The organism is Halorubrum sp. B52 (assembly GCF_059752555.1).
This window is the reverse complement of sequence record NZ_MWTG01000003.1, coordinates 95,998-116,739: the sequence shown is the minus strand read 5'-3', so window position 1 is coordinate 116,739 and position 20,742 is coordinate 95,998. Positions and strand designations below refer to the sequence as shown.

The following is a 20,742-nucleotide window of genomic DNA, read 5'->3' as shown; positions in this document are numbered from 1 at the left end:
TGACAACCGTATTCAGCAGCGCCAAAATTCACGCAATTTCGTACGCTCGTCCGGTAGTTCGAGAGTAAGGATTCAAAATCGATCCCCGACTGCTGAGAATCACCACGACTTGATGGCGATTCGATCCAAAACTAGCCCATCCTCCGAAACTGTGAACTTCACGGGAGAGAGATTCTGTATAGCGTCATACACTTTAAAAGATGTATTTGTTATCTCACGCGGGCTGAGAAGGGCGATTTCGCCGGAATTGGCGATTAGGTCGCTACTTATGATTACTTGGATAATCACGACCACTTTGAAGTACCCCGCCGCCGTCGGTGAAGCACGAATGGTACAATCGGCTCAGAAAGACGCTTCCCCCGGGGTAGAGACGCTACTAGCGGCTGTCCCCCAGCCTGTCTCGGATCTGTTGCGAACTCCAATCTGTCGCCGGAAGCCTTATCATGAATTATCCATAATTCATAACCAAGATGGCGCAATCACCTCCCCAATCGGGCCAGCCACCCATTCAGCAGCTCCAGACGGTGGCCGACCTTCTCGAAACTCCCGCACTCGCCCGCATCTACGCCTACATCTTGCAGCACGGCCCCACCACTGTTTCCGAGATCCTCGACCAGCTCGAGATCCCGCAGGGAACTGCCTACGACTACGTCCAGAACCTCGAAACAGCGGGATTAGTACAGAAAACTCGCGACCAGCGCCCGTACGAATACGATGCTGAGTCAATCGCCCTCACGCTTTCGGCCGACGGCGAGACCCAAACAATCACGCCAGCACTTATCGCCGCTGTTGCCCGCCGCGAGAAGGACACAGACATCGACGTCTACATTGAGCGCCATGGCCTCGACGGCCTTGCTGTCGCACTTGAATATGCCTACGAGTACGTCGACGGGACAGTCAACCATCGAATCACAGCCCGGGAACTTGACCTCTCTCCGCTTGAAGCTGAGATTATCCTCCAAGCGCTGGAACCAGTTGCCACCGAGTACGCCGACGCGGCTACATGACAACGGTCTATATCGCCGATACTGGCGTCTTCGTTCGGTGTGGTGGACCGGACAACAACAAATTTCAACGGCTTCGTCGAGCTCTCCGACAGGCCGATGTCTCGCTACGGATCTCACAGCGCGTTTACGAGGAACTCGGGGGCGATCCTGTTGCAGACGAATATCCCTCCGGAAACATACCCTATCCCGATGGATTCGAAGAAGGCTGGATCGTTGTTGCGGACGAGCTCGACTACGCCAACCCCCTCGTCTCGACGGTAATGGACGAAACGCGTCGGTTCATCGCCAGCGAGACCGACCGCGACGAGGACAGCATCGAGAAAGCGGATACGGCACTCGTCGGACTTGTTGCCCAACTACTCGACACTGGACGGGCCGATCACGTTGTGCTCTTAACGACCGACAAACCCGCAGGAGGAGCCGCCGAGACGCTTCTTCCGCAACATGGCTTCAGCGACCGTATCGACTTTCGGTACGTCAGCGTCGAATATCTCGAAATGATCACAGCCGACGAATTCCGGTAACACACCAACGAGGTGAAGACCGATGAACGACGATCGGTCTTCCCAGTCTGAATACGCTCTTGACGACAGCTTCGAACGTTACCTCCAGGACAAGGGGAAGGGCCGCGGTGGCGACGGTGGGAACTACCGACGTAACGCTGCACGCGAACTCGAGCAGTTTTCCGAGTGGGCCGCTGGCGACCGCGGCGGCGACGACTGGACAGGAATCGTCTCGGACAATGTCGATCGTGATCCCACCTTCGACGATCTCGACGAACGTGTCTTCCGCGAGTACGCCCGGCATCTCGCTGGTGACCGTGGCCTCAAACAGAACACCGTCCAAACCTATTATCGCTATATCTCTGCGTGGTGTGGCTGGTGCGTCAATGAGGGGTATCTCGAAGCGCACTACGCGCAGCGGGCGAGCGCGATGGCGCCGCTGCCGGAGGACGACGGCCGCAAGCCCGGTGACCAGCAGGCCTGGACGTCCGAACAGCGCCACGCCCTCACCCGCCACGTCGACGAACGGGCTCGCGATGCCGTCGAAGCGTACACAACACTTTCGGAGGATACTGATCACCCCGACAAGCAGCGAGCGCGTTATGTAGCGCTGAAGGCGGCTCGTGACCGGGCTTTGGTGTTCGTCCTCGCGTACACGGCCGTCCGCGTGGGGGAACTCCTCCGGGATCCGAACGACCCGCGCCGGCGCGGCGTCCGCTGGGAGGACCTATCGCTCGAGGACGGGAGCATGGACGTCTACCGGAAAAAACAGCAGTGGGACGCCGCCAGTCTCCCCGACCCGGTGATCTCGCCGTTGCAGAGCTATCGTCGACTTATGGACCCACCGACGGAGCGCTGGCCGGTGTTTCCGACGTTCGACCAACGGACGCTCGCAGGGCTCGTCCAGGATGAGCTAGCCGACCGAGGGGAAAGCCTAGAAGCAATTACTGAGCGCCGTGAGGAGTACGCTCGCGACTTACTGCTAGCGCTTGATGAGGATTTTCGGCCGCCATCGATTACGACGGACGGCGCACGGTCGATTCTCCAACGGCTCTCGGATGACGCAGAGATCGACATCGACCATCCGAAACACGATTATCTTGCTCCGCACGGCGGCCGTCGTGGGATGGGTGAAGTACTTGTCCGCGCGTTTGGGTACACGGTGGCGGCCCGCTATCTCGATAACTCCGAAGAGATGGTCCGAGAGCGCTACTCACATATCGAGGCCGGGGAATTGGGCGATGTCGCTACGGAAGCTCTGGAAGAAATCGACCGATGAGGGGATTACTCCGAGACGAATTGCCCTTGTTCGATGTAAGCCCTACTTCCCCATGCTTGAGGTTCGGTGCATCGACAAGCTTTATACGACGCTTCTCGCCCAAGGTCTTCTAGATCTGGAGACGGAACGGAACCGAGTGGTCGACGATTGCTCCTCCGTAGGATTCTCCTGAGGAATCAGTTGCGTTCGTAACCACCACGGCAGCGTTCTTCATATCACTGAACCGCATCAAGTCATGGAGATGCGAGTGATCGACACTTACGGAAAGAGATTCGACTGAGTGTTACACGAACCATGATCTACAGATGAGCAGGTCGAGTGCCTCGGGGCTTGATCCCGGAATTGTTCATTCTGAGTAGTAGAGGGATATTGAGTTAGAATGTCAGTTCCCTGTCGGTTAAATTCTAGCCCGAATATTGCCTCAGCACCCCCCAAAAGACTCATTTAACCCGGTTGTGTCGAATTTTTTATGGTGAGTCAAAAAGACAATCACCGGGAAGGCGATCCTCCATCACCTGGAGGACCCGCCGGTCCACAGGAACCTTATGAAAACCAGCCGTATCCCTTGAATGAGAGTTCTGACAGCAGTGTCGACAGCAGAACCTCGGCGCCAAATGATCCATCTAACAGGCAGGAAGGAAGTCCCACACCGAAGAAATCTGAAGGCGAGTTCGATATCTTCGAGGACGCCTCAAACAATTCTCCTGACTCCAGACTCTCGGAACTTCCAGCAAATTATGAGTCATCTGCCGACCCCCAACTTAGTGGGGAACTCAACGGTGACGAAGCGGAAGACTTCATCGAACAGATCGAATCCGAACAAGAATACATTCAGATAACTCCGGTCCGTGAGGAGGTGAACTCAGAGACGGTCAAACGAGAACTGTACGGACTCCATCGATCTGGCAACGGACGGAAGCTCCCGCTTGATATGGATCTCCATATTCCCTTCATCGAATCCTCCCCCAACTTCGAATTCATCATCTACAAGCCCGAGGATGAAGTCCAGTTCAAGTTCTTCATCGGGCCGGGAGAGCGTGGCGAAGTCACCTGTGACCGACTCGAAAGCACTACGAGATCGCAGTATCCAGAGAACTTCGAATTCGGACGGGAAAACTTTGACATCACGAACGTCTTCGATGATGTCCCCGAGATGGTTCGCTGGGAGGGCGTTGAGGAGAAACGACGAGACTGGATGACGACGCTCTCATCGTTCGACAACGAAACGATCGAACGCTCGCCACTCTCCAATCTCCTCGAAACCATCATCCAAACGGAGGGCTCGGTCGTCTTTCAAGCGGTTTTCGAGCCACGCGCAGACTGGTCTCCGAAGGCCGAACGCCAGAAAGGAAACCTCAAACAGGGCGTCCACACGACCGGCGGCCTTGTCCTTCGGACGCTTCTCGACGGGGTCCTTGGCGTCTCTGACGAAGAGCGACAGGAGCGCCATCGTAGTGATACGCCCCACGAGATCGGCGGCTCAATCCACGACTCTCAGACAGCAGGCTACCGCTCAGGTACAGGACGGATGGGGCAGATCGACCTGAAAGACCCATCTCACACGTACAACGTCACGCTCCGAGCGGCGACATCAGACACCGAGTGCGCCCGGAATCTCCAAGATTCGCTCAACCAGCTCAGTGGGAAGTTCTACTCGATCGAGGGGAACTACCTCGGCACGAACGAACCTGAGTACAAGCGGATGCTCCACCACGGCATCACCTATCCCAACGGGCTTGAGTCCTGGTCGCGGCGAAAACCTATCCTCGTCTGTAACATCGACGAGCTCTCAAACTTCATCACGGTCCCGTCAATCGACACGCTCCCGAAAGCGAGTCGGGGCGGAACCGGTGGGAGACCGACGGCTCAGTCCCCGCTCACCTCCCCGAACGAAGAAGTCTTCAAGGAGTTCTCGACCGGGATGACGATCGGTCACGCCGTCACAGCACTCCGAGATAACTCTGAGGGACCAGAGAAAATCAGCGCCATCGAGGAGAAAAACGAGTGGTGGGACTACCTCGCGAAGCGAGACGCACTGTCGCTATCGGCAGACCATCTCACCCAGCACTACATCCGCGCAGCAACGACTGGGAGCGGGAAAACGGTCGCGACGATTAACGACATGCTCACCACCCACCACAGTCTCGAGGGGCCGACAATCCTCATCGATCCCAAAGACGGCGAGATGTGTGAGAACTACCTGCGGTGTCACCGGACGCTGTTCGGCAACGTCTCCGAGGTCGAATACATCCAAATCCCGGAAGCAGATGGGATGGTTCCGGGGATGCCTTTCTTCGACCTCAGACCGCTCACAGAGGGCGCAGGACGGGCACGAGAGACAGCCAAACAGGACATCATCGACCACTACTTCCAGCTGCTCAGATTCGTCCTCGGGAAGAAAACAGTGGAGCAGGCGTTCGTCGCGAACGAAATCCTCACCAACCTGATCAAGGCGCTGTTCGACAGCGAACACGGGAAGGATTACTTCTCGATCGGCGAACTCATGGAGGCCGCACAGAAGTTCCAGAAGTTCGGCAAGCAGGTCGAGGATCTCGACAAGGATTACGAGACGGTTCTCAAGGCCATCCCGCGAACGGTCGACACGCAGGTGACGTCCATCCTCGAATCCCACCTTGAGAAGGACGCGCGCCAGTTCATGAACACGACCGACGCGGTCCTCAACCGGATCCGGAAGCTGAAAGAGCGCGACTTCATCTGGGATATGCTGTCGTACACAGTCGACGAGGAGTACTGGAACGAGGACACCAACTGGTACAACCAAGAGCAGATTCCGATGCTCGACATGAAGAGCATCCTCAACTCGAACAAGGTCGTCCTCATCGACACGGGGAGTCTGCGCGGGGCCAGCAGCGAAGTGTTCACGGTCCTGTTCCTCTCACACCTGTGGACTTCGGCCCAATCCATCTGGACGCCAGACGATGATGAATACATCACGAACGTCATCATCGAGGAGTCTGCGAACATCGCTCGCAACGAAATCGTCTACCGAGAACTCCTCCCGAAAGGGCGTGAGTTCAACCTCTCGCTCGGGCTCATCATGCAGTATCCCGAGCAGGTTCTCGGGGACAACCCGCAGGATAACCGACGTGCGTACAAGGAAATCCTGAACAACATCAACACGAAGATCATCGGCAACGTCGCGACGGACGACCTCTTAGCCGAGTCGCTGTTCCACGAAGATCTCGAAAACGACGAGATCAAAGACCGCATCGCAGGGCTCCGCCGAGGGGAGTGGATCGTCCAGCTGCCGTCGACGGGCTTCCACAAACAGAAGCCAGAGATACTCACGCTCCGACCACTTCCCATCCCGCCAGGGCACAGCGCGGGACCGTTCAACGTCAGCTCTCGCGCGGATATGGTTCGTGAGAGAAGCCGAGATCGCCACTGCGTCAACCGGCAGCACGAAGCGATCGACATGGACAGCGGCGTGAAATCTGGAGGAGATGACGACGAAGACTCGGACGATGGAGAGGAAGCTCCGGAAGATTCCGAGGAGTTCACAGACGACCACGCGGCGTTCCTCGGGATGGTCTTCGACGCTCTCACAGACGGGCTCAATGGCTACCACATCAAGGACTCGATGAAGGTCCTCCCGTACAGCGAGACGGCACCCGATCTCATCGAGTGGGGGTTCTTAGAGAAGTTCGAACTCGGAAACAGACAGGCGTACTACTGGCCGACAGACGAAGCCACCGTCGTCGCAGGAAAGAATCTCGCGCCGCGAGACGGCGGTGAGTACGGTCGGGAAAGCCCAGAACATCGAGTCGGCGTCAAGCTCATTGACGCATACTACGACGGGCTCGGCTACGAGACATACATGTACTACACCCCTGAGGGCAGCGAACTCAAATTCGATCTCTACGTCGAGGCGACAGAGGAATCTCCCGACGATCGGGACAAAGTCATCGAAGTTGAGCTGTCTCCGGAGAAGCGACGACACGTCGTAGACGACTTCTTCAAACTCCGAGACGCAGATGCCGACGCCATCTGGGTCGTTAAAGATGTCGACGGGATGCGGAAGCTGCTGTCGTCGCTCACTGGTCAGCTCGGCTATATTGAGGCACGAGAATCAGACAACTTCGAGAAAGTCAGTGGCGAACTCGACGCAGATGGCGCGCAGAAAATCTTCGGCATCAACAAACTCAGAAAGGATCTAGGAGACGACTAGCAACTACCTCAGCAATATCTCGCGGTCGTCTCGGCAATATCTCACGGTTGTCTCGGCAATATCTCGCGGCCAACTAGGGCCGTGTAGACCACAATCTGTGACCATCTAGAACAACAATCTGGGGCCATAGAATTGTTTTCACCCACACTCTGAGAAGCTTCATCCATCACTAATACAACGAACCCTCATCTGGCAGAGACCAAAACAAACTAACGAAGAAAGGCGACCCAGATCGTATCGTGTGCGGATACCGCCCACGCGACAGGACCACCGAGCGTCAATTCTCAGACCCAGATACACAAACGAAATCGTTCCATATATAATAAATAAGACAATAGCTGGGTAGAGAATCTAATTAATGACAAGACGGGACCGCGAAAGTACCCTCTCCTCATTAAACCCTTAATGACAAGACGGGGGGCGATATTAGGAAGATTATCATTAACCAATTTCTTGATGATCCAAGAGTCCGGCCCAATCTCATCAAAGATGTAATGACAAGACTGCACCGTAGAATCGGGAGCTGTTCATGAAATCAATAATGACACGACGAGAGCCAAATACAGGCATATTGTAATGAAACAGAAAATGCCACTCACAAACATATTGACACTTCCGACAACAAGAGTTAATGACTAGACGGGGGCGGGTTAGGCGTATTTTTTCATTAATTCCATAATGACCAGACGGTGGGCAGATGCGACCCTTCTGTAATGAACACTGTTGAATCCAAAAACACAGCTAATAATGACACGACAGGAAGCGAGTTGGGGTACTTTGTAATGAATACTATTTGTTTGTTGATATATGAAATAATGACAAGACGGGAAGCTCATAGAGGTGTTTCTTCATTAACTAACCCTATCCGATAATCCCGCTGGTTGGGTTCTGAGGGTCTGAGAGAGCTTTAGAGATGCTCTAATATGCCTCTCCTCCCCTGTGGTTAGGTTCCGTGAATTCACAATGTTAGGGGCTTTGAGAGCAAATTAGCCAGAAGGTCGGTCGCGTGGCGAGGAGACGGGCCGGAGCCAAGAAGTAGGGAGAGACAGATGAGATCGGGCGAGATGTCGCAGAGAGTGTATCAGAAATCAGATACTGAATTAGCAAGGGAGAGACGAGTCGGTCAGAAGTTGAGACAGACGCCGATCGGGAGGTGGCCCGTCCGGACAGAGTGGCTATCGCAACCAAGCGAGTAGATCATCCCGGCGGGCACACCCACGGAGGAACGACGACCGACGTCCGGTAGAGACAGTCGCGTCAACACAGCCACTCACTTTCAGTGTGGGGACAGGCAGAGACAACGAGCTGCGGGCAGGGCAGATACAACCAGGCGGGTAGCGATGACCGCCTCCACAGTCCGGTTGGGAATCGCGTGAGGACACTCGCTGCTAGGAGAGTCATGACTAGTCCCTAGTGTTATTGAGGATGTCTACTGATTATCAATCCTTGTTACTCACCAGACACATTGATTACCCACTACGCGAGAGACATCGCGATGCCGACGAAAATCTCCGGCTACGTAGCCGACGAATTAGCGGACCTCATCGATGAGATTGCAGACTACCACGACATCCCCAAAACACGAGCACATGAACTGCTCCTTCGAGAAGGTGTGAACAACCGCCACCAGCGGATCAAGATGGAGCAGATCAACATCAAGCTGGAGCGGATGCTTCGAGAGTTTGGTATCAACTCTAACATGGAGTTCAGCAGAGAGATAGCAGAACAGAGTAAGAAGATTGGGAACATGCCACTGCCTGAAGGAACGACCGGTGTTGACCTCGTCACACCACATCCATACTTCGGTGGCGACGGCTGGTACCACGACACGAAAACCCACCCCTACAACGAGTAAGGGAACTCGACAAACCACGACACACAATTTCACCAGAGGATGTAGAACTGTACTCGCACTCTATCTCACGACCGAGACCACATGGGAGGTATCGACGCTTTTCGTGTGGTATCATCCTCTTCCCGATATTTTCGAGCTTCTAACCTTTATCAGTCCGACCTGCGTATCTACACGTGGTGTGTTCACATGAAACTCGCATTGATCGGGGTCGGACAGGCGGGTGGGAAGGTGGTCGACGAGTTCCTGGCCTACGACGCACGGACAGGCGCTGATATCGTTCGGGGAGCGATCACCGTCAACACGGCGAAAGCAGATCTCCAAGGAATCGACCACCTCCCGACAGACCGCCGGATCCTGATCGGGCAATCGCGAGTGAAGGGTCACGGCGTGGGCGCAGATAACGAGTTGGGCGCAGAAGTGGCCGAGGAGGATATCGACGAGATCCAAGGAGCGCTTGACGAGGTGCCGGTCCACGAGATCGATGCGTTCCTCGTCGTTGCGGGGCTTGGTGGCGGGACGGGGTCGGGTGGGGCACCCGTGATCGCCAAGAACCTCAAGCGAATCTACACCGAACCTGTGTACGGACTCGGTATTCTGCCCGGCAGCAACGAGGGTGGGATCTACACTCTGAACGCCGCTCGGTCTCTCAAGACGTTTGTCGATGAGGTGGACAACCTCATGCTGTTCGACAACGACGCGTGGCGCAGTTCGGGTGAATCCGTTGAGGAAGGGTTCGATGCGATCAACGAGGAGCTAGTCCAGCGGTTTGGCGTTCTCTTCAGTGCGGGCGAGATAACCGAAGGAAGCGACATCGCCGAGAGTGTGGTCGACTCCTCGGAGATCATTAACACACTCAAAGGCGGCGGGATATCCTCGCTAGGCTATGCCGACGTCGAGGTGGACGAACCAGAGCGGAAGGGGTTGCTCTCGCGATTCCGTGGCGATTCGAATGCTGGGATCGACAGTACAGAGGCGACCAACCGGATCACGAGTCTCGTCCGGAAGGCGACGCTGGGTCGACTCACTTTGCCCTGTGAAGTGAAGGGCACGGAGCGGGCGCTGCTTGTGGTTGCCGGCCCACCAGAGTATCTCAACCGGAAGGGTATTGAGCACGGTCGCAAGTGGCTCGAAGAACAGACCGGCTCGATGGAGGTCCGTGGTGGTGACTATCCGCAGCGTGGAGAAGGGACGGTCGCAGCGCTCGTACTGCTCGGCGGCGTGACGAACGTCCCGCGCGTGAAAGAGCTCCAGCAGGTCGCAATCGAAGCGCAACAGAATCTCGGGGAGATCACTGACGAGAGTGAGGACCGTTTCTCGGAGTTGATGGATAGCGACGGGGAACTGGAGTCACTGTTTTGAGATTGTGGTCGTCTATTCGCGATATTGGTCTTCAAGATCGTCGAGTGCTCGCCGGAACTGCTCGCTGTTGATTGCTGACTCTGTCGATGCCCGGGTTTCCAAAACACCCGCGTACGTCTCGAAGTCCTCAGGGTTGGGATCAGTCGCCAAGATACAGTCGATGTATCCATCGAGAGCGGTCTGGAGCGTCTGTGCGTAGTGGTCGTAGGAACCGTCGATCCAATTGAAATTCTCATCCACTTCCTCAAACACTGCTCGATAGACAGTCGTAGCGGCGAGGTATCGATCGCGCTCACGGTACTGTTCAGCAATATCGAAGAATCGAGAGAAGTCGATCGCTTCGAATACAACCGGATCGGCGTGTTGCTCGAATAAGTGTTCAATCTCTTGTCGATACTCATCGACCGATTTGTGTTCGTCACCGAACTGCGCGAGAAACTGTTCTCGGACCGTACTGTGAGTGGCAAGAATCTCGTGGACGAATGCACGCAGCTCTTCGACAGGGACGTCCGCAAGGAGAGCCTCGATACGCTCACTCTCATCTTTTGGCGGGTCACCTGCGATAGCTAGGAGCACCGCAACAATATGTTTGCAGTCGCCTTGGCCGTCGTATGGGCAGGTACACTGAGTCTCGAGACTTCGGCCACTGAATTTGATAGTCACGTCGTACGGGTTCGATCCGCTGACAACGGCTGACACGAGATCGTCGAACCGGTCGAGCTGCTGGATCCGTCCCTCCCTGCGATAGGTTTGTCCCCGCTCAAACACGGGATCGGTACATCGGTCCTGGATGGTTTCTGTATCGACATTCATGCGGAGCCCTTCCGAAATCACTCTACTGATCTCGATACTCTTGTCACACTTGTGGCCGCCACCTCTCAAAAGCGTCTCTTTTGAGGTCTTCCACAGTTACGAGCACGAACGAATACTTGAGTGAGGATATCGTGGAAACATATCGGAGACTTCCACCACTTGCTGGTGTTCGACCACCGTTGGTGAGCTCGCCTGCTGGACCCGCTGTGCCATTTGGTAGATGACCGAGTCCGTTTCCACATTTGGGCAGTCAACTGTTTCTCACGGCGCTGTCAGCGGCCTTGTGGTCGAGGAGCTGTCAACACCTCCCCTCGACCATGTCAAATTCGAGTCGCTACGCTTGTGCGTCGGCTCGAGATCAGGCCTGACTCACTTGGCCTACTCCGTCTATTGAGTAGATAGAGAAGAGTCGCCGCAGTGACGGATTGTTTTTACCCACCGGTGGTGGATGGAGCGTAGTTTAACAGGTGATTAAGAATACAAGGTAATTCCGACTGTAGAGGCCCTCAAATGGCCAAATAACCGACTCCTAGTTTGTGGTACTCATATAAAAGTTACAAGCAGTTCTCCACAACTCACGCACGACACGCACGATTCCTGACGGAACCCTCCGGCGTCCAAGCGCCGGAGGAGTCGTGCTGCCAGCCAATGACAGCAACCAACCCAAATAGGGCCAGGAGTGATAACTCTGTTTCCCAGAGTGCCTCACTCGACACTGACCCACTGACACACCGCGTTGTACAGCCCAGTTCCAGTAACCCACCGAACCGTCGCCAGCGAAACGCCGGTCGAACAGTCATCGTGGGGTCGGTCTAAGTGACCGAAGCCACCGACGATCCGACCTCGTTCGCCATCCCGATGGATCCAGACCGTGCGTTCAACGCAATCTCAAACAGTCGTCGCCGGCGCGTCTTGCTCTCACTCTCACAGTCGCATGGAGCAATTACCGCAGGTGATCTGGCCGTCGAAATCGCCGCCATTGAGAATGCGATTGACCCCAGTAAAATCAGGAGCAACGAACGCACCTCAGTCTACATCTCGCTGACCCAATCGCATCTCGAGACGCTCGATGAATGCGGCGCAATCGCGTTTGATGACCGATCGAAGTCCGTCTCTCCGACAGACGCGACCGAACCCCTCGCCGAACACATCCGCCGACTCCAGACTGCGTGTTACAAGCCGGACTCGGAGGGCGCCTAATGGCTGACTCCCAGCGTGAACTGGAGACGCTCAGAGAGATCGACTCCAACTTCCACCGGCTGTTCGAAGCGGTCAACGATGGTGACGACGTCGTTTCGATGCCGGGTGGCGATCCACTCGCAACTCTCCGGCGGGCACAGGCACAGATCGATGCCGCACTGTTCGCGTCTCACCGCAGTCGCGATGACCTCACGCTTGCTGACGACGGTGCCTGCCTGCTTCAATGGAACCCACCGAGTGCGCCACCGCATCGCCTCCGCTTCGAACCCGACAGCACAGGCGAGTCTTGGACACGCCGTGAACTCGAGTGGACTGGCACGGGGTGGCGCTCCTGTGGTAGCGACCGTGTCGAGGACGTCGCGATACGCGCGCCAGCAGCCGCCCGGTACCCTGATCCTGTCGACCCGACACCGCTTGAAACGATGGTTGAGTGGATCCGTGACAGCTGGGCGCGCCCGGATCCACCAGCGCTCGTGTTCGCGAAGACGGCCACAACCGAACAGGGCGTAGTCGTCTCTGTCGACGACGAACTTCGCTACCGGGAGCGCGATAGCCCACAGTGGTATCCTGCGACGACAGACGAGTTCTACCACCATCTTCGCACTCACGGACAGCCAACGCTCCTCCCGCTTTCAGAGACAGCGCTGACTCGCCAGCACTTCACCCCTAGTCCACTCTCCAAATGACGGACGAACCACTCTCGCTTCCACCGGGATTCGATCGTGAACTCACCCAACTCATCGACACGATCGAGACCCTTCGGGACGCTCTCTCAGAAGAGGAGACACTTACGACCGTCCAAGCTGTCACCACACGGCGGCGGTTGTTCCTCGCGCTTTACGCGCTCAAAGCGATCCGTCGACAGCTCGCGGATACAGAGCATCCCCTGTCCCAAGGCGATCATGAGGTGGTGACGTGGGATGGCCCTGCTCAGGTACTGTATCACATCGAACTACGTCTCGATCGGCTGCTTGAGGATCTCTCCATTCAGGGGTACGACCACTCCTCACAAGAGTATTCGATCGAGCAAACACTCGAAACGATTCAAGACCACATCGTCATCCTTCAGGACGCACTTTCTGAGGGGTCGACGGACAACTCCACGCTGCCTGAGCAACTCTCCAGTCACCGATCTGTCTATGTAGACGTGGCTGGGCGTGGGGTTGGCGATGGGCGATGGCTTGAGTATCAACTCCAACGCGCGTTGATGCGGTGGGGGTATCAAGCAGAGACGCGCCAGCACCTGTTCGGTCTCGAGGTCGATGTCGTCGCCAAGCGGAAGCCAAAACAACAGCAGCCGACTGATTGGATTGTCGCTCAGTGTAAAGACTGGACGAGCGACACGATCACGCCGTCGACGATCTTCCGGCTGTGTACGATTGCGTTTGCCTGCCGGGCCATGCCGGTCCTCTGTCATACGACCGATATCACAGCTCGGGCTGAGGAGCTCGCCCGCCACTTCGAAGTTCGGGTCCTCGATCTGCGGGATCTTGAACGGGGTGCGCTTCCTGCGCCTCACGTGTACAAGCCGTCTGCTGAACTCAACGAATGGCCTCCACAGTACAACGCTCGTGACGGTCGAGGCACTCTCCCCGTGATGTTCTACGGAGAGCCTGGCAAACGGTTTAGCTACGTTCCTGGCTTCACTCCCGTGGGGATGGACTACGACTACGAACCGATTGATACCGATCAAGACGACGATACGCATCCCGCAGCCGGCCACTGAATAGTTAGTTCATGGCTTTTCAGTTCTCCGTCAACTACACCGATTTGGAGGTCTTCGAACGGGTGCCTACGCGGAACCGTCGCGGAATCGTTCGATCGGGATATCGGAGACATCGTCATAATCGTCGTCACCGCCAACGAAGAGCGTCGCGTCGACATGTTCAGCCGTTGCCAGCGCGAACGAGTCGCCAAGCGCAGGATTATACCTGAGCGTATACTCCGAGGCGTCCGTCCAAGTATCGCCGACATCTACCGTTTTGATACCGAGATCAGTCAGCCAGTCGAGATACTCGTCGGCTGTGTCGCGGTCGTACTTTCGGGCGATTGTGTACCGGATCTCAGCGAGATTCACGTAGCTGGCGTAGCCGACGGTGTCCTCGACTGCGACCGCGTCGAGATACTCTTCTACAATCTCGCTGCCTGGTTCATCGTCGGCGTGTGCTATCAGTGGCTCGGCGTCGAAGACAACGCGGTCAGGAACCGACATTACTCTTCAGTTGAGAACTGCGAGTCACGTTCTTTCCGGTCCTGGTCGCGTTTCTCTTTGAGGATCTCGGACGCAGGCTTGTCCGTACTCGCTTCGCTACGGGCGGCAAAGCCGCGCATCTCGCTCGGTGAGCGGACCTGTTCAACGATCACCTCTCCATCTTCGGTTTCCCGGAACAATACCTTCCCAGGCGCTTCGATCCCGAGCTTCTCGCGGAACCGTTTTGGGATGGTCGCCTGGCCGTGCTTAGTGACGGCGACGATCTCTTTTTCAGAATTATTTGACTGTTCTGTCTTACTCATAGTTCATAATTAGATCTCGATCATAATCAAATTTTCTTTTTATTGGCAAACAGTTGTTGCTCCTCTGTCGGGTGTTTAGTCGAGTTCGAAGTTTGGTTCGGCTTTTGAGGGACGTGAAGTACTAGAGTCAAACAGTCCTCGAACGTAGCGGTTCGATCACGCGTCGTGGTCAATATACCTGGCTTCCCATTCAGCTCGGGCCTCGATCTCTCTGGTGCCTCGACGAGTGGTGGTGTACTCGTTAGTTCGTCGATCGCGCTGACTTTTTTCGACAAGTCCCTTCTCAACGAGCGTGTCGAGATTCGGATAGAGCCGACCGTGGTGGATCTCTTTTTCGTAGTAGTCCTCGAGTTCGTCTTTGATTGCGAGCCCGTGTGGGTCATCAAGGCCGGCAATTACGTACAGCAAGTCGCGTTGAAAGCCCGTGAGATCATACATACTCCACCTAACGTATTCAAGTTTTGAAATAACTACTGATCTTCGAAATGATGTTCCAATGATAGCTTCTCTGTCAGCATCGAACACAGTAGAGTAGTAGCTCAGGAGATCATAATATCTGAATTAACCAACACGCACTCTTACTCTCCAATCTGTTGGTTAAGAGTATTTAGCGGCCGCTCGTGTACGAAGGCCCGGAGTCGGTTGAGTGAAACGAACACCTCACCGACGGCGTCCGCGTGAACGGTGCCGTGTATGTGCTCCTCGCGCTTTTGGACCGTCGGCGTCGAAAGGAGGCATGACCGACAATCTCTCCGACCGCACGATCCTTCTCACCGGCGGAACGAGCGGATTCGGGCGGGTGGCAGCGGTTGACCTCGCAAAACGAGGTGCGACTGTCGCAGTCGTCGGCCGCGACGAGTCGAAGGGAGCCACCCTCACAGAACAGTCCGAAGACCTTGCCGGAACAATCGCATTCCATCAGGCTGACCTCGCCTCCCAATCCACCGTCCGGTCCCTCGCAGCAACCGTAAAACACGAGTATGACCAGATCGACGTCCTCGCTCACAACGCCGGACTCTCGGCTGGGTCACGTCGTGAGAGTCCAGACGGAATCGAGATCACGCTCGCGGTGAACCACTTGGCCCCCTACCTCCTGACATACGAATTGCTCGACCATCTCCGTGACGCACCCGATCCGCGTGTTGTTGTCACCGCCTCGGACATCCATCGGCGGGCGACGCTCGATCTGGACGACCTGCAGCTGACGGACGAGTACGACCCACTTGACGCGTACGCGCGCTCGAAGCTGGCGAATATCGCCTTCACGGTCGAACTGGATGCCCGGCTCCCGGACGACGCCGCAGTCACGGTCAACTGCGTTCATCCGGGATTCGTTCCGTCGACGGACCTGTTCCGTGAGGCGTCGCTCCGAACGCGGCTGCTGGTTCGGATCGCAGGGCTGGTTCCGGGTGTCGCCACCTCAAAACAGGCGGCCGCCGAACGCCTCCAATCGCTTCTGGTGGAGCCGAAGTACGGCTCTTTGAGTGGGAAATATATCGGCAGCGATGGTCCCACAGATCCTGCACCCGAGGCAACGAACCAAACGGTGCGACGGCGACTCTGGCGAATGAGTGCCGAGCTGGTCGGCATTACATCCGACTGGCCGACGTCTAGCACCAACTAAGATACGCTCACTGTTAGTATTGGTGACGATCACGGTATCCTCGTTATTGTATTAAAACGGAGCAACAGAAGTTCAGTACAACTCAATAGTTGTACTCATTCTACTTCCTCTGTGAAGTGTCCTATTTCGTCGAGAGCAAGCTCAAATCCCACGGACCAACATAAGTGAATCTCCTGTATCGCTCACGCGATCCCGCCCACAGACAAAGAGATTGAACGGTTCAAACTACTCGTAGTAACTGACGCGATCGACAACTTCCGCGAAGGCGACATTCTCGCGGACATCAGTGATCTCGATAGTGACACGCTCGCTTTGTTTGGTGTCGGGAACAATAACGACGAACCCGCGCTCAACACGGGTGATGCCGTCGCCTTGGTCACCAATGTCTTCGATTTCGACAGTGCGTTGTTCTCCTTTCTCAACAGGGGGCGTCTGTGACGCCTGCTCGGGTTGTGGATCGGTGTCAGTAGTGGTGGGCTCGCTGGTCGGGGGTGACGGCAACACAGCGATACGGTACGTTTCGTCCGCCTCTAGGTTCCCCAGGCGGAGCTCTTGTTCCGGTATCTCAATCATATATGACCCGTTATGCTCTTCGACTTTCCCTGAGAACAGACACTGAAGTTGATCTGAAATATCCATTTGTAGACCGTACACCGCATACGCGACGAATCACACATTACTCTGCTGTCTCTCTACTCCGGGGCTACAACGTCCTCACAAGCCGGACACTCGGTCCACACGCCCTCTGTACCGTCGTCCTTCTCGTACTCAACGAGAATCCATGCTTCCGATATGTCCTCACCACATTTCGGGCACCGACCGAGGGGCGATTCGTCAGCGTTCATGAGGGGTGGAAGGAGCGTGTGACAGTCCCTTCCAAATGAATATCACCCGGCTTGAACCTAAGCTTTTGGCGGCTTTGCGGGCCAAACGCACCAGGTTTCCGGTGGAGTAGACCACCACCACGATTAACCAACATGCGCTTTTCACCTTCAATTCTTGTTGGTTAAGAGTATGCTCGATCGCTATCCAACTTCCGAATATTTGGCCCCCCACGAGTGGACCGATCTGTCCCTTTTTATCTGTTCCTAAACAACCCAGCGTGAATGTCTCGACGACAGGGAGCCCGAACCTCAACCGACGCGATGGAGATTGCCATTCTCTCTGGGGTAGTTGGGGTCCTCGTCACTGTTCATTTCCTTCTCCCCGAAGCACTCCGCTCGCAGTTCCTGTTCACGTACGGCGAGCCCACTGTTGTCTCGGCGTGGACCGCGGCAATCCTCCACGATAGCGCTTCGCATCTAGTGTCCAGCGTCACGTGGTACGCAATCGTGATGGCATCAGCATACGCACTTACCACGACCTGGAAGCGTCGACGTCCGTTCTGGCTTGCTGTAGTCGGGTGTCTCGTGCTCGCACCGCCGATGACAAAACTCGGGGATTACTGGCTGTTGAAGCTTCAGTGGAATCTCGTTGCGGACGCGACGACGGCACGCGGGTTCTCTGGAGTCGTGAGTGCGTTCGGTGGACTGCTATACGTCTCACTGGCACGCACAGCGACCGCCAAGTATGGCTATGCCGCCGGCGTCGCGACGACTGGAATAATTGTCCTCGGAGCGCTCTCCGCGCTCGCATTCACGTCTGCTGTGTTGTCTCCGTCTGTGGCTGTCGTCCTGTGTGCGATTGTTGCCTTCGCGATCGGAATCGGGATTGTCAGCACCCGACCGAAGATTCCGACGTGGCGGGCATGGGCTTGGTCACAGCGTGATGGACTCCTGCCTATCGTAGTTGGCTGTGTAGTAGTGGTCGTACTCCTTTCGCAGTTATTCCAAGTCCAACTAGATGAAACGGGGCGATTTGTCAGCGTAATTGCTCATGGAACAGGGTTTGCGACCGGCATGATCGTTACTGTACTCGTGCTCATCGCGGAGTACGTCGGCCAGCAATGGACTAAGAAACCGGGTAACCACCTTGTGACGTAACCTGAGGGTCCTACGAGTCCTCTTCTGACGGCGGTCGTTTTGAGAGCCGATCAAACCGATTCTGAACTGCGTCTGATCGCTTCGTGGTCTGCTCGGGTTCGTACTGTACTGTCTCCAAGTCGCCGTCGACGACGGTGGCTGTGAGGATCGCATCAGCATGTTTTCCGTCCTCAGGGAGTCGATCAGCTTCCAAGACAGCATTCCCTACCTCCTCGCCATCGCGTTCGAAAAACACGGTGGCTAACCCATCTTCGATTGAGTCCACAACGGCTGTGTATTCGCCGTCTTTCAGATCAACTAGATCAGTCATGAATATGTCTCCTCTAGGACACGCTCCCCGTTAGGAGTACTGACGATCACGGTGTCCCCGTCGTTGTTCCAAATCGGCGACCCAGAACCCCAGTACAACTCAGTAGTTGTACTCGTTCCACTCCCTGTATGAAGTGTCACGGTATCACCGGCAGCAAGCTCGAACCCCTCGGGAACAGTGTACCTCTGGCCTGCTTCGTCTTCGATCGTCCAGCCAGACAGATCCAGCGTCTCGTTACCGGTGTTCTCAAAGACAACGTATTCGTCGTTCAGATTGTCTCGGTCATCACCAGTCGCGTCCGCGTGGATTTCGGCGACTGTCAGGCCAGCCTCAGCCGTCGTCTCATCAGTCTCGCTGTCCGTCTCGTCGGGAGTGTCGGTGCTGCCGGTGTCGATACTGGTTGTCCCATCGCTCTCAATGCGGGCACGGTCACTAACAGCGTCAGGCACTCCAACGTCGATCGGATCGCCCTCACGGAGCGTACTCGGATCAGTCGGGGCGTCTCGCTGGGTTTGGACAGTAACGGTCTGTCCGTCACTAGTCAAGACGATGTTGCCGTGCGTGGCGGTCCAATACGCTGGGTGTGAACGCTCAGCGAGTCGTTCGAGGACCTCCTCGTGGGGATGTCCGTATTGGGAATCATACGCGCTCGAGATTACGACTGCTTGCGGATCGACCGCATCAAGAAATGCTCCACTTGACGAGCTCGCAGAGCCGTGGTGGCCGGCTTTCAGAATTGTCGACTCCAGCTCTGACCCGTATTTGTCGACGAGGTATGCTTCCTGATCGTCCTCGGCATCGCCTGAGAGCAGGAAGCTCGTTTCGCCGTGGCTGAGCTTGAGGACAATGCTGTTCTCGTTGCGATCTTCGTTTTCGAGGTACGGGTCCGGTGGTCCGAGAACATTGACGTCGACATCACCAAAGTCGATCGTGTCGCCTTCGCGCGTTTCGTACAGTGTCACGTCGTGTGCTTCGATCGCGTCGAGATACTCGGCGTAGGTTTGTGTGCTTGACGCGATACCGGGGTCGTACACTGCGCCGATCCCGTCGGCTTCTGTTTCGTAGTACTCGATGATCGCGGCGTTTCCACCGATGTGATCCGCGTCACTATGCGATGTTACGAGGTGGTCGATCCGCGAGATATCGTGACGTTGGAGATACGCTAGTACGTGTTCGCCGTCGTCGTTATAGTGGCCCGTATCGACGAGCAACGTCTCACCGTTTGGGCCCGTAATGAGCGTACTAACTGATTGACCGACGTTGACGTAGTGGACCTCAACACTCCCGTTGGTTGTGATGGTTGACGAACCGTTGGCTGGTTCCGTATCAGCAGGGGCTGGATCACCAGGGACCCCGCCGGCACAACCGGCGAGGACAACCATCCCAGCGATGATGAGAAGAGTAGTGAGTTTCCGTGGCGATTCCATGGTCACAGTCGTCACTGGTGGGGTGTAAAGCTACGCCACTCTCTCGATAAGGTCGTATTTTCACACTAACTCACAGATCCTCGATAGAATATTTTGAGAGAATCTGACCGGGAGATATCTCGAAACAGAACAAAGATGGATAAGGGTGGGGGAGGGGGTCTATGAATAATGGAACGGGCTGAGAAGGTACCACCCTCTCGGCAGATGTGACTTAGAAAACGAGGACGATTCCACGGGAGAGACGCCACCACCACAGAAATCGGGAGAAGACCGACTCAGATCTCACGGAGATGTGGTTCTGTCATATACTAATCGTGTTGTTCACTACACAACCCGATTGAAACTCATCGCGGATATTGTTCGCGTGTATCCTATAAAAAACCCTAAGTTTCAAAGATCGATTTTGGGATTTGAGGTTATGAGAGACTCACGAGCCTGATATCGTGGTTTGACGCGGTCGAGCGGCATAATTCCAGGACCCCCCACCCCCACCTTTTCGGCCGCTTCCATTATTCATAGACCCCCCCACACCCCCTCCTATCCCAAAACTGGATTCCGGAACAGGGTCTAGTCTGGAAGAACCGAGAAATAGACAATTATATGAAATACAGTCAGACTGGCTTCAAGCTCGACAAGAAGGGCAGTCAGACTGTGCTGTCACTCTCCAAACTCGCGGACAT

19 protein-coding genes are annotated in these 20,742 nt (G+C 55.8%); 11 read left to right on the top strand and 8 right to left on the bottom strand.

What is annotated here, in order from left to right; all coding sequences use genetic code 11:
• Positions 1-470 precede the first annotated feature (470 nt).
• The 6 genes from B4V04_RS00760 to B4V04_RS00735 all read left to right on the top strand — a co-directional run bounded on the left by B4V04_RS00760 (position 471) and on the right by B4V04_RS00735 (position 10,192).
• Positions 471-1,007, top strand: a complete 537-nt coding sequence (locus B4V04_RS00760) for a DUF7437 domain-containing protein (RefSeq protein ID WP_095638105.1) — start codon at positions 471-473, stop codon at positions 1,005-1,007.
• The gene (locus B4V04_RS00755) at positions 1,004-1,531 is read left to right on the top strand and encodes a PIN domain-containing protein (protein ID WP_498228484.1); all 528 of its coding nucleotides are present in this window, start codon (positions 1,004-1,006) and stop codon (positions 1,529-1,531) included. Before B4V04_RS00760 ends, B4V04_RS00755 begins: the two co-directional genes overlap by 4 nt.
• Before the next feature lie 22 nt (positions 1,532-1,553).
• Positions 1,554-2,789, top strand: a complete 1,236-nt coding sequence (locus tag B4V04_RS00750) for a tyrosine-type recombinase/integrase (RefSeq protein WP_498228482.1) — start codon at positions 1,554-1,556, stop codon at positions 2,787-2,789.
• Positions 2,790-3,258: 469 nt separating this feature from the next.
• Complete coding sequence (locus B4V04_RS00745; RefSeq protein ID WP_498228480.1) at positions 3,259-6,978, top strand: type IV secretory system conjugative DNA transfer family protein; 3,720 nt, start codon at positions 3,259-3,261, stop codon at positions 6,976-6,978.
• Positions 6,979-8,473: 1,495 nt separating this feature from the next.
• Complete coding sequence (locus tag B4V04_RS00740; protein ID WP_123623340.1) at positions 8,474-8,833, top strand: hypothetical protein; 360 nt, start codon at positions 8,474-8,476, stop codon at positions 8,831-8,833.
• 186 nt (positions 8,834-9,019) lie between these two features.
• A complete protein-coding gene (locus B4V04_RS00735; RefSeq protein ID WP_498228478.1) occupies positions 9,020-10,192 on the top strand; it encodes a tubulin/FtsZ family protein in 1,173 nt (390 codons plus the stop codon).
• A gap of 12 nt (positions 10,193-10,204) precedes the next feature.
• Here the strand turns inward: B4V04_RS00735 and B4V04_RS00730 are convergent, their stop codons facing one another.
• Complete coding sequence (locus B4V04_RS00730; protein ID WP_123623336.1) at positions 10,205-11,005, bottom strand: SWIM zinc finger family protein; 801 nt, start codon at positions 11,003-11,005, stop codon at positions 10,205-10,207.
• Positions 11,006-11,863: 858 nt separating this feature from the next.
• Here B4V04_RS00730 and B4V04_RS00725 point away from each other — a divergent pair.
• From B4V04_RS00725 to B4V04_RS00715, 3 genes are read left to right on the top strand one after another with little or no spacing between them, the layout of a single operon-like run.
• Positions 11,864-12,205 (top strand): DUF7344 domain-containing protein, encoded by a 342-nt coding sequence (locus B4V04_RS00725; RefSeq protein ID WP_123623372.1) that lies wholly within the window; start codon positions 11,864-11,866, stop codon positions 12,203-12,205.
• Positions 12,205-12,891, top strand: a complete 687-nt coding sequence (locus tag B4V04_RS00720; RefSeq protein WP_241154931.1) for a hypothetical protein — start codon at positions 12,205-12,207, stop codon at positions 12,889-12,891. The genes B4V04_RS00725 and B4V04_RS00720 overlap by 1 nt, the downstream gene beginning before the upstream one ends.
• Positions 12,888-13,931, top strand: a complete 1,044-nt coding sequence (locus B4V04_RS00715) for a restriction endonuclease (RefSeq protein ID WP_123623334.1) — start codon at positions 12,888-12,890, stop codon at positions 13,929-13,931. Before B4V04_RS00720 ends, B4V04_RS00715 begins: the two co-directional genes overlap by 4 nt.
• Before the next feature lie 66 nt (positions 13,932-13,997).
• Here B4V04_RS00715 and B4V04_RS00710 read toward each other — a convergent pair whose 3' ends face one another.
• From B4V04_RS00710 to B4V04_RS00700, 3 genes are all read right to left on the bottom strand, one after another.
• Positions 13,998-14,417 (bottom strand): PIN domain-containing protein, encoded by a 420-nt coding sequence (locus tag B4V04_RS00710; RefSeq protein ID WP_123623332.1) that lies wholly within the window; start codon positions 14,415-14,417, stop codon positions 13,998-14,000.
• Positions 14,417-14,719, bottom strand: a complete 303-nt coding sequence (locus B4V04_RS00705) for an AbrB/MazE/SpoVT family DNA-binding domain-containing protein (RefSeq protein WP_095638097.1) — start codon at positions 14,717-14,719, stop codon at positions 14,417-14,419. The genes B4V04_RS00710 and B4V04_RS00705 overlap by 1 nt, the downstream gene beginning before the upstream one ends.
• Before the next feature lie 156 nt (positions 14,720-14,875).
• Complete coding sequence (locus B4V04_RS00700; RefSeq protein ID WP_123623368.1) at positions 14,876-15,157, bottom strand: helix-turn-helix transcriptional regulator; 282 nt, start codon at positions 15,155-15,157, stop codon at positions 14,876-14,878.
• 298 nt (positions 15,158-15,455) lie between these two features.
• On the opposite strand from B4V04_RS00700, the gene B4V04_RS00695 reads away from it, so the two are divergent.
• Positions 15,456-16,343: an SDR family NAD(P)-dependent oxidoreductase gene (locus B4V04_RS00695; RefSeq protein ID WP_498228475.1), complete on the top strand. Its 888-nt coding sequence runs from the start codon at positions 15,456-15,458 to the stop codon at positions 16,341-16,343.
• 225 nt (positions 16,344-16,568) lie between these two features.
• Here B4V04_RS00695 and B4V04_RS00690 read toward each other — a convergent pair whose 3' ends face one another.
• Positions 16,569-16,916 carry a TRAM domain-containing protein gene (locus tag B4V04_RS00690; RefSeq protein WP_498228473.1) on the bottom strand — a complete coding sequence of 116 codons (348 nt, stop codon included), beginning with the start codon at positions 16,914-16,916 and terminating at the stop codon, positions 16,569-16,571.
• A 119-nt stretch (positions 16,917-17,035) separates the two neighbouring features.
• Positions 17,036-17,188: a DUF7837 family putative zinc-binding protein gene (locus B4V04_RS00685; protein ID WP_007344022.1), complete on the bottom strand. Its 153-nt coding sequence runs from the start codon at positions 17,186-17,188 to the stop codon at positions 17,036-17,038.
• Positions 17,189-17,449: 261 nt separating this feature from the next.
• Between B4V04_RS00685 and B4V04_RS00680 the strand changes: the two genes are divergently transcribed.
• Complete coding sequence (locus tag B4V04_RS00680) at positions 17,450-18,325, top strand: hypothetical protein (RefSeq protein WP_498228471.1); 876 nt, start codon at positions 17,450-17,452, stop codon at positions 18,323-18,325.
• Positions 18,326-18,335: 10 nt separating this feature from the next.
• On the opposite strand, the gene B4V04_RS00675 is transcribed toward B4V04_RS00680, so the two are convergent.
• Positions 18,336-18,635: a DUF3006 family protein gene (locus B4V04_RS00675; protein ID WP_123623326.1), complete on the bottom strand. Its 300-nt coding sequence runs from the start codon at positions 18,633-18,635 to the stop codon at positions 18,336-18,338.
• On the bottom strand, positions 18,632-20,062 hold the full coding sequence (locus B4V04_RS00670) for a lamin tail domain-containing protein (protein ID WP_123623324.1): 1,431 nt from the start codon (positions 20,060-20,062) through the stop codon (positions 18,632-18,634). The genes B4V04_RS00675 and B4V04_RS00670 overlap by 4 nt, the downstream gene beginning before the upstream one ends.
• Positions 20,063-20,742 lie beyond the last annotated feature (680 nt).

Bases quoted from the DNA above. Each gene is read 5' to 3' on its own strand.
- B4V04_RS00760 (WP_095638105.1), top strand. From the start codon at position 471: ATGGCGCAATCACCTCCCCAATCGGGCCAGCCACCCATTCAGCAGCTC.
- B4V04_RS00755 (WP_498228484.1), top strand. From the start codon at position 1,004: ATGACAACGGTCTATATCGCCGATACTGGCGTCTTCGTTCGGTGTGGT.
- B4V04_RS00750 (WP_498228482.1), top strand. From the start codon at position 1,554: ATGAACGACGATCGGTCTTCCCAGTCTGAATACGCTCTTGACGACAGC.
- B4V04_RS00745 (WP_498228480.1), top strand. From the start codon at position 3,259: ATGGTGAGTCAAAAAGACAATCACCGGGAAGGCGATCCTCCATCACCT.
- B4V04_RS00740 (WP_123623340.1), top strand. From the start codon at position 8,474: ATGCCGACGAAAATCTCCGGCTACGTAGCCGACGAATTAGCGGACCTC.
- B4V04_RS00735 (WP_498228478.1), top strand. From the start codon at position 9,020: ATGAAACTCGCATTGATCGGGGTCGGACAGGCGGGTGGGAAGGTGGTC.
- B4V04_RS00730 (WP_123623336.1), bottom strand. From the start codon at position 11,005: ATGAATGTCGATACAGAAACCATCCAGGACCGATGTACCGATCCCGTG.
- B4V04_RS00725 (WP_123623372.1), top strand. From the start codon at position 11,864: ATGGATCCAGACCGTGCGTTCAACGCAATCTCAAACAGTCGTCGCCGG.
- B4V04_RS00720 (WP_241154931.1), top strand. From the start codon at position 12,205: ATGGCTGACTCCCAGCGTGAACTGGAGACGCTCAGAGAGATCGACTCC.
- B4V04_RS00715 (WP_123623334.1), top strand. From the start codon at position 12,888: ATGACGGACGAACCACTCTCGCTTCCACCGGGATTCGATCGTGAACTC.
- B4V04_RS00710 (WP_123623332.1), bottom strand. From the start codon at position 14,417: ATGTCGGTTCCTGACCGCGTTGTCTTCGACGCCGAGCCACTGATAGCA.
- B4V04_RS00705 (WP_095638097.1), bottom strand. From the start codon at position 14,719: ATGAGTAAGACAGAACAGTCAAATAATTCTGAAAAAGAGATCGTCGCC.
- B4V04_RS00700 (WP_123623368.1), bottom strand. From the start codon at position 15,157: ATGTATGATCTCACGGGCTTTCAACGCGACTTGCTGTACGTAATTGCC.
- B4V04_RS00695 (WP_498228475.1), top strand. From the start codon at position 15,456: ATGACCGACAATCTCTCCGACCGCACGATCCTTCTCACCGGCGGAACG.
- B4V04_RS00690 (WP_498228473.1), bottom strand. From the start codon at position 16,916: ATGATTGAGATACCGGAACAAGAGCTCCGCCTGGGGAACCTAGAGGCG.
- B4V04_RS00685 (WP_007344022.1), bottom strand. From the start codon at position 17,188: ATGAACGCTGACGAATCGCCCCTCGGTCGGTGCCCGAAATGTGGTGAG.
- B4V04_RS00680 (WP_498228471.1), top strand. From the start codon at position 17,450: ATGTCTCGACGACAGGGAGCCCGAACCTCAACCGACGCGATGGAGATT.
- B4V04_RS00675 (WP_123623326.1), bottom strand. From the start codon at position 18,635: ATGACTGATCTAGTTGATCTGAAAGACGGCGAATACACAGCCGTTGTG.
- B4V04_RS00670 (WP_123623324.1), bottom strand. From the start codon at position 20,062: ATGGAATCGCCACGGAAACTCACTACTCTTCTCATCATCGCTGGGATG.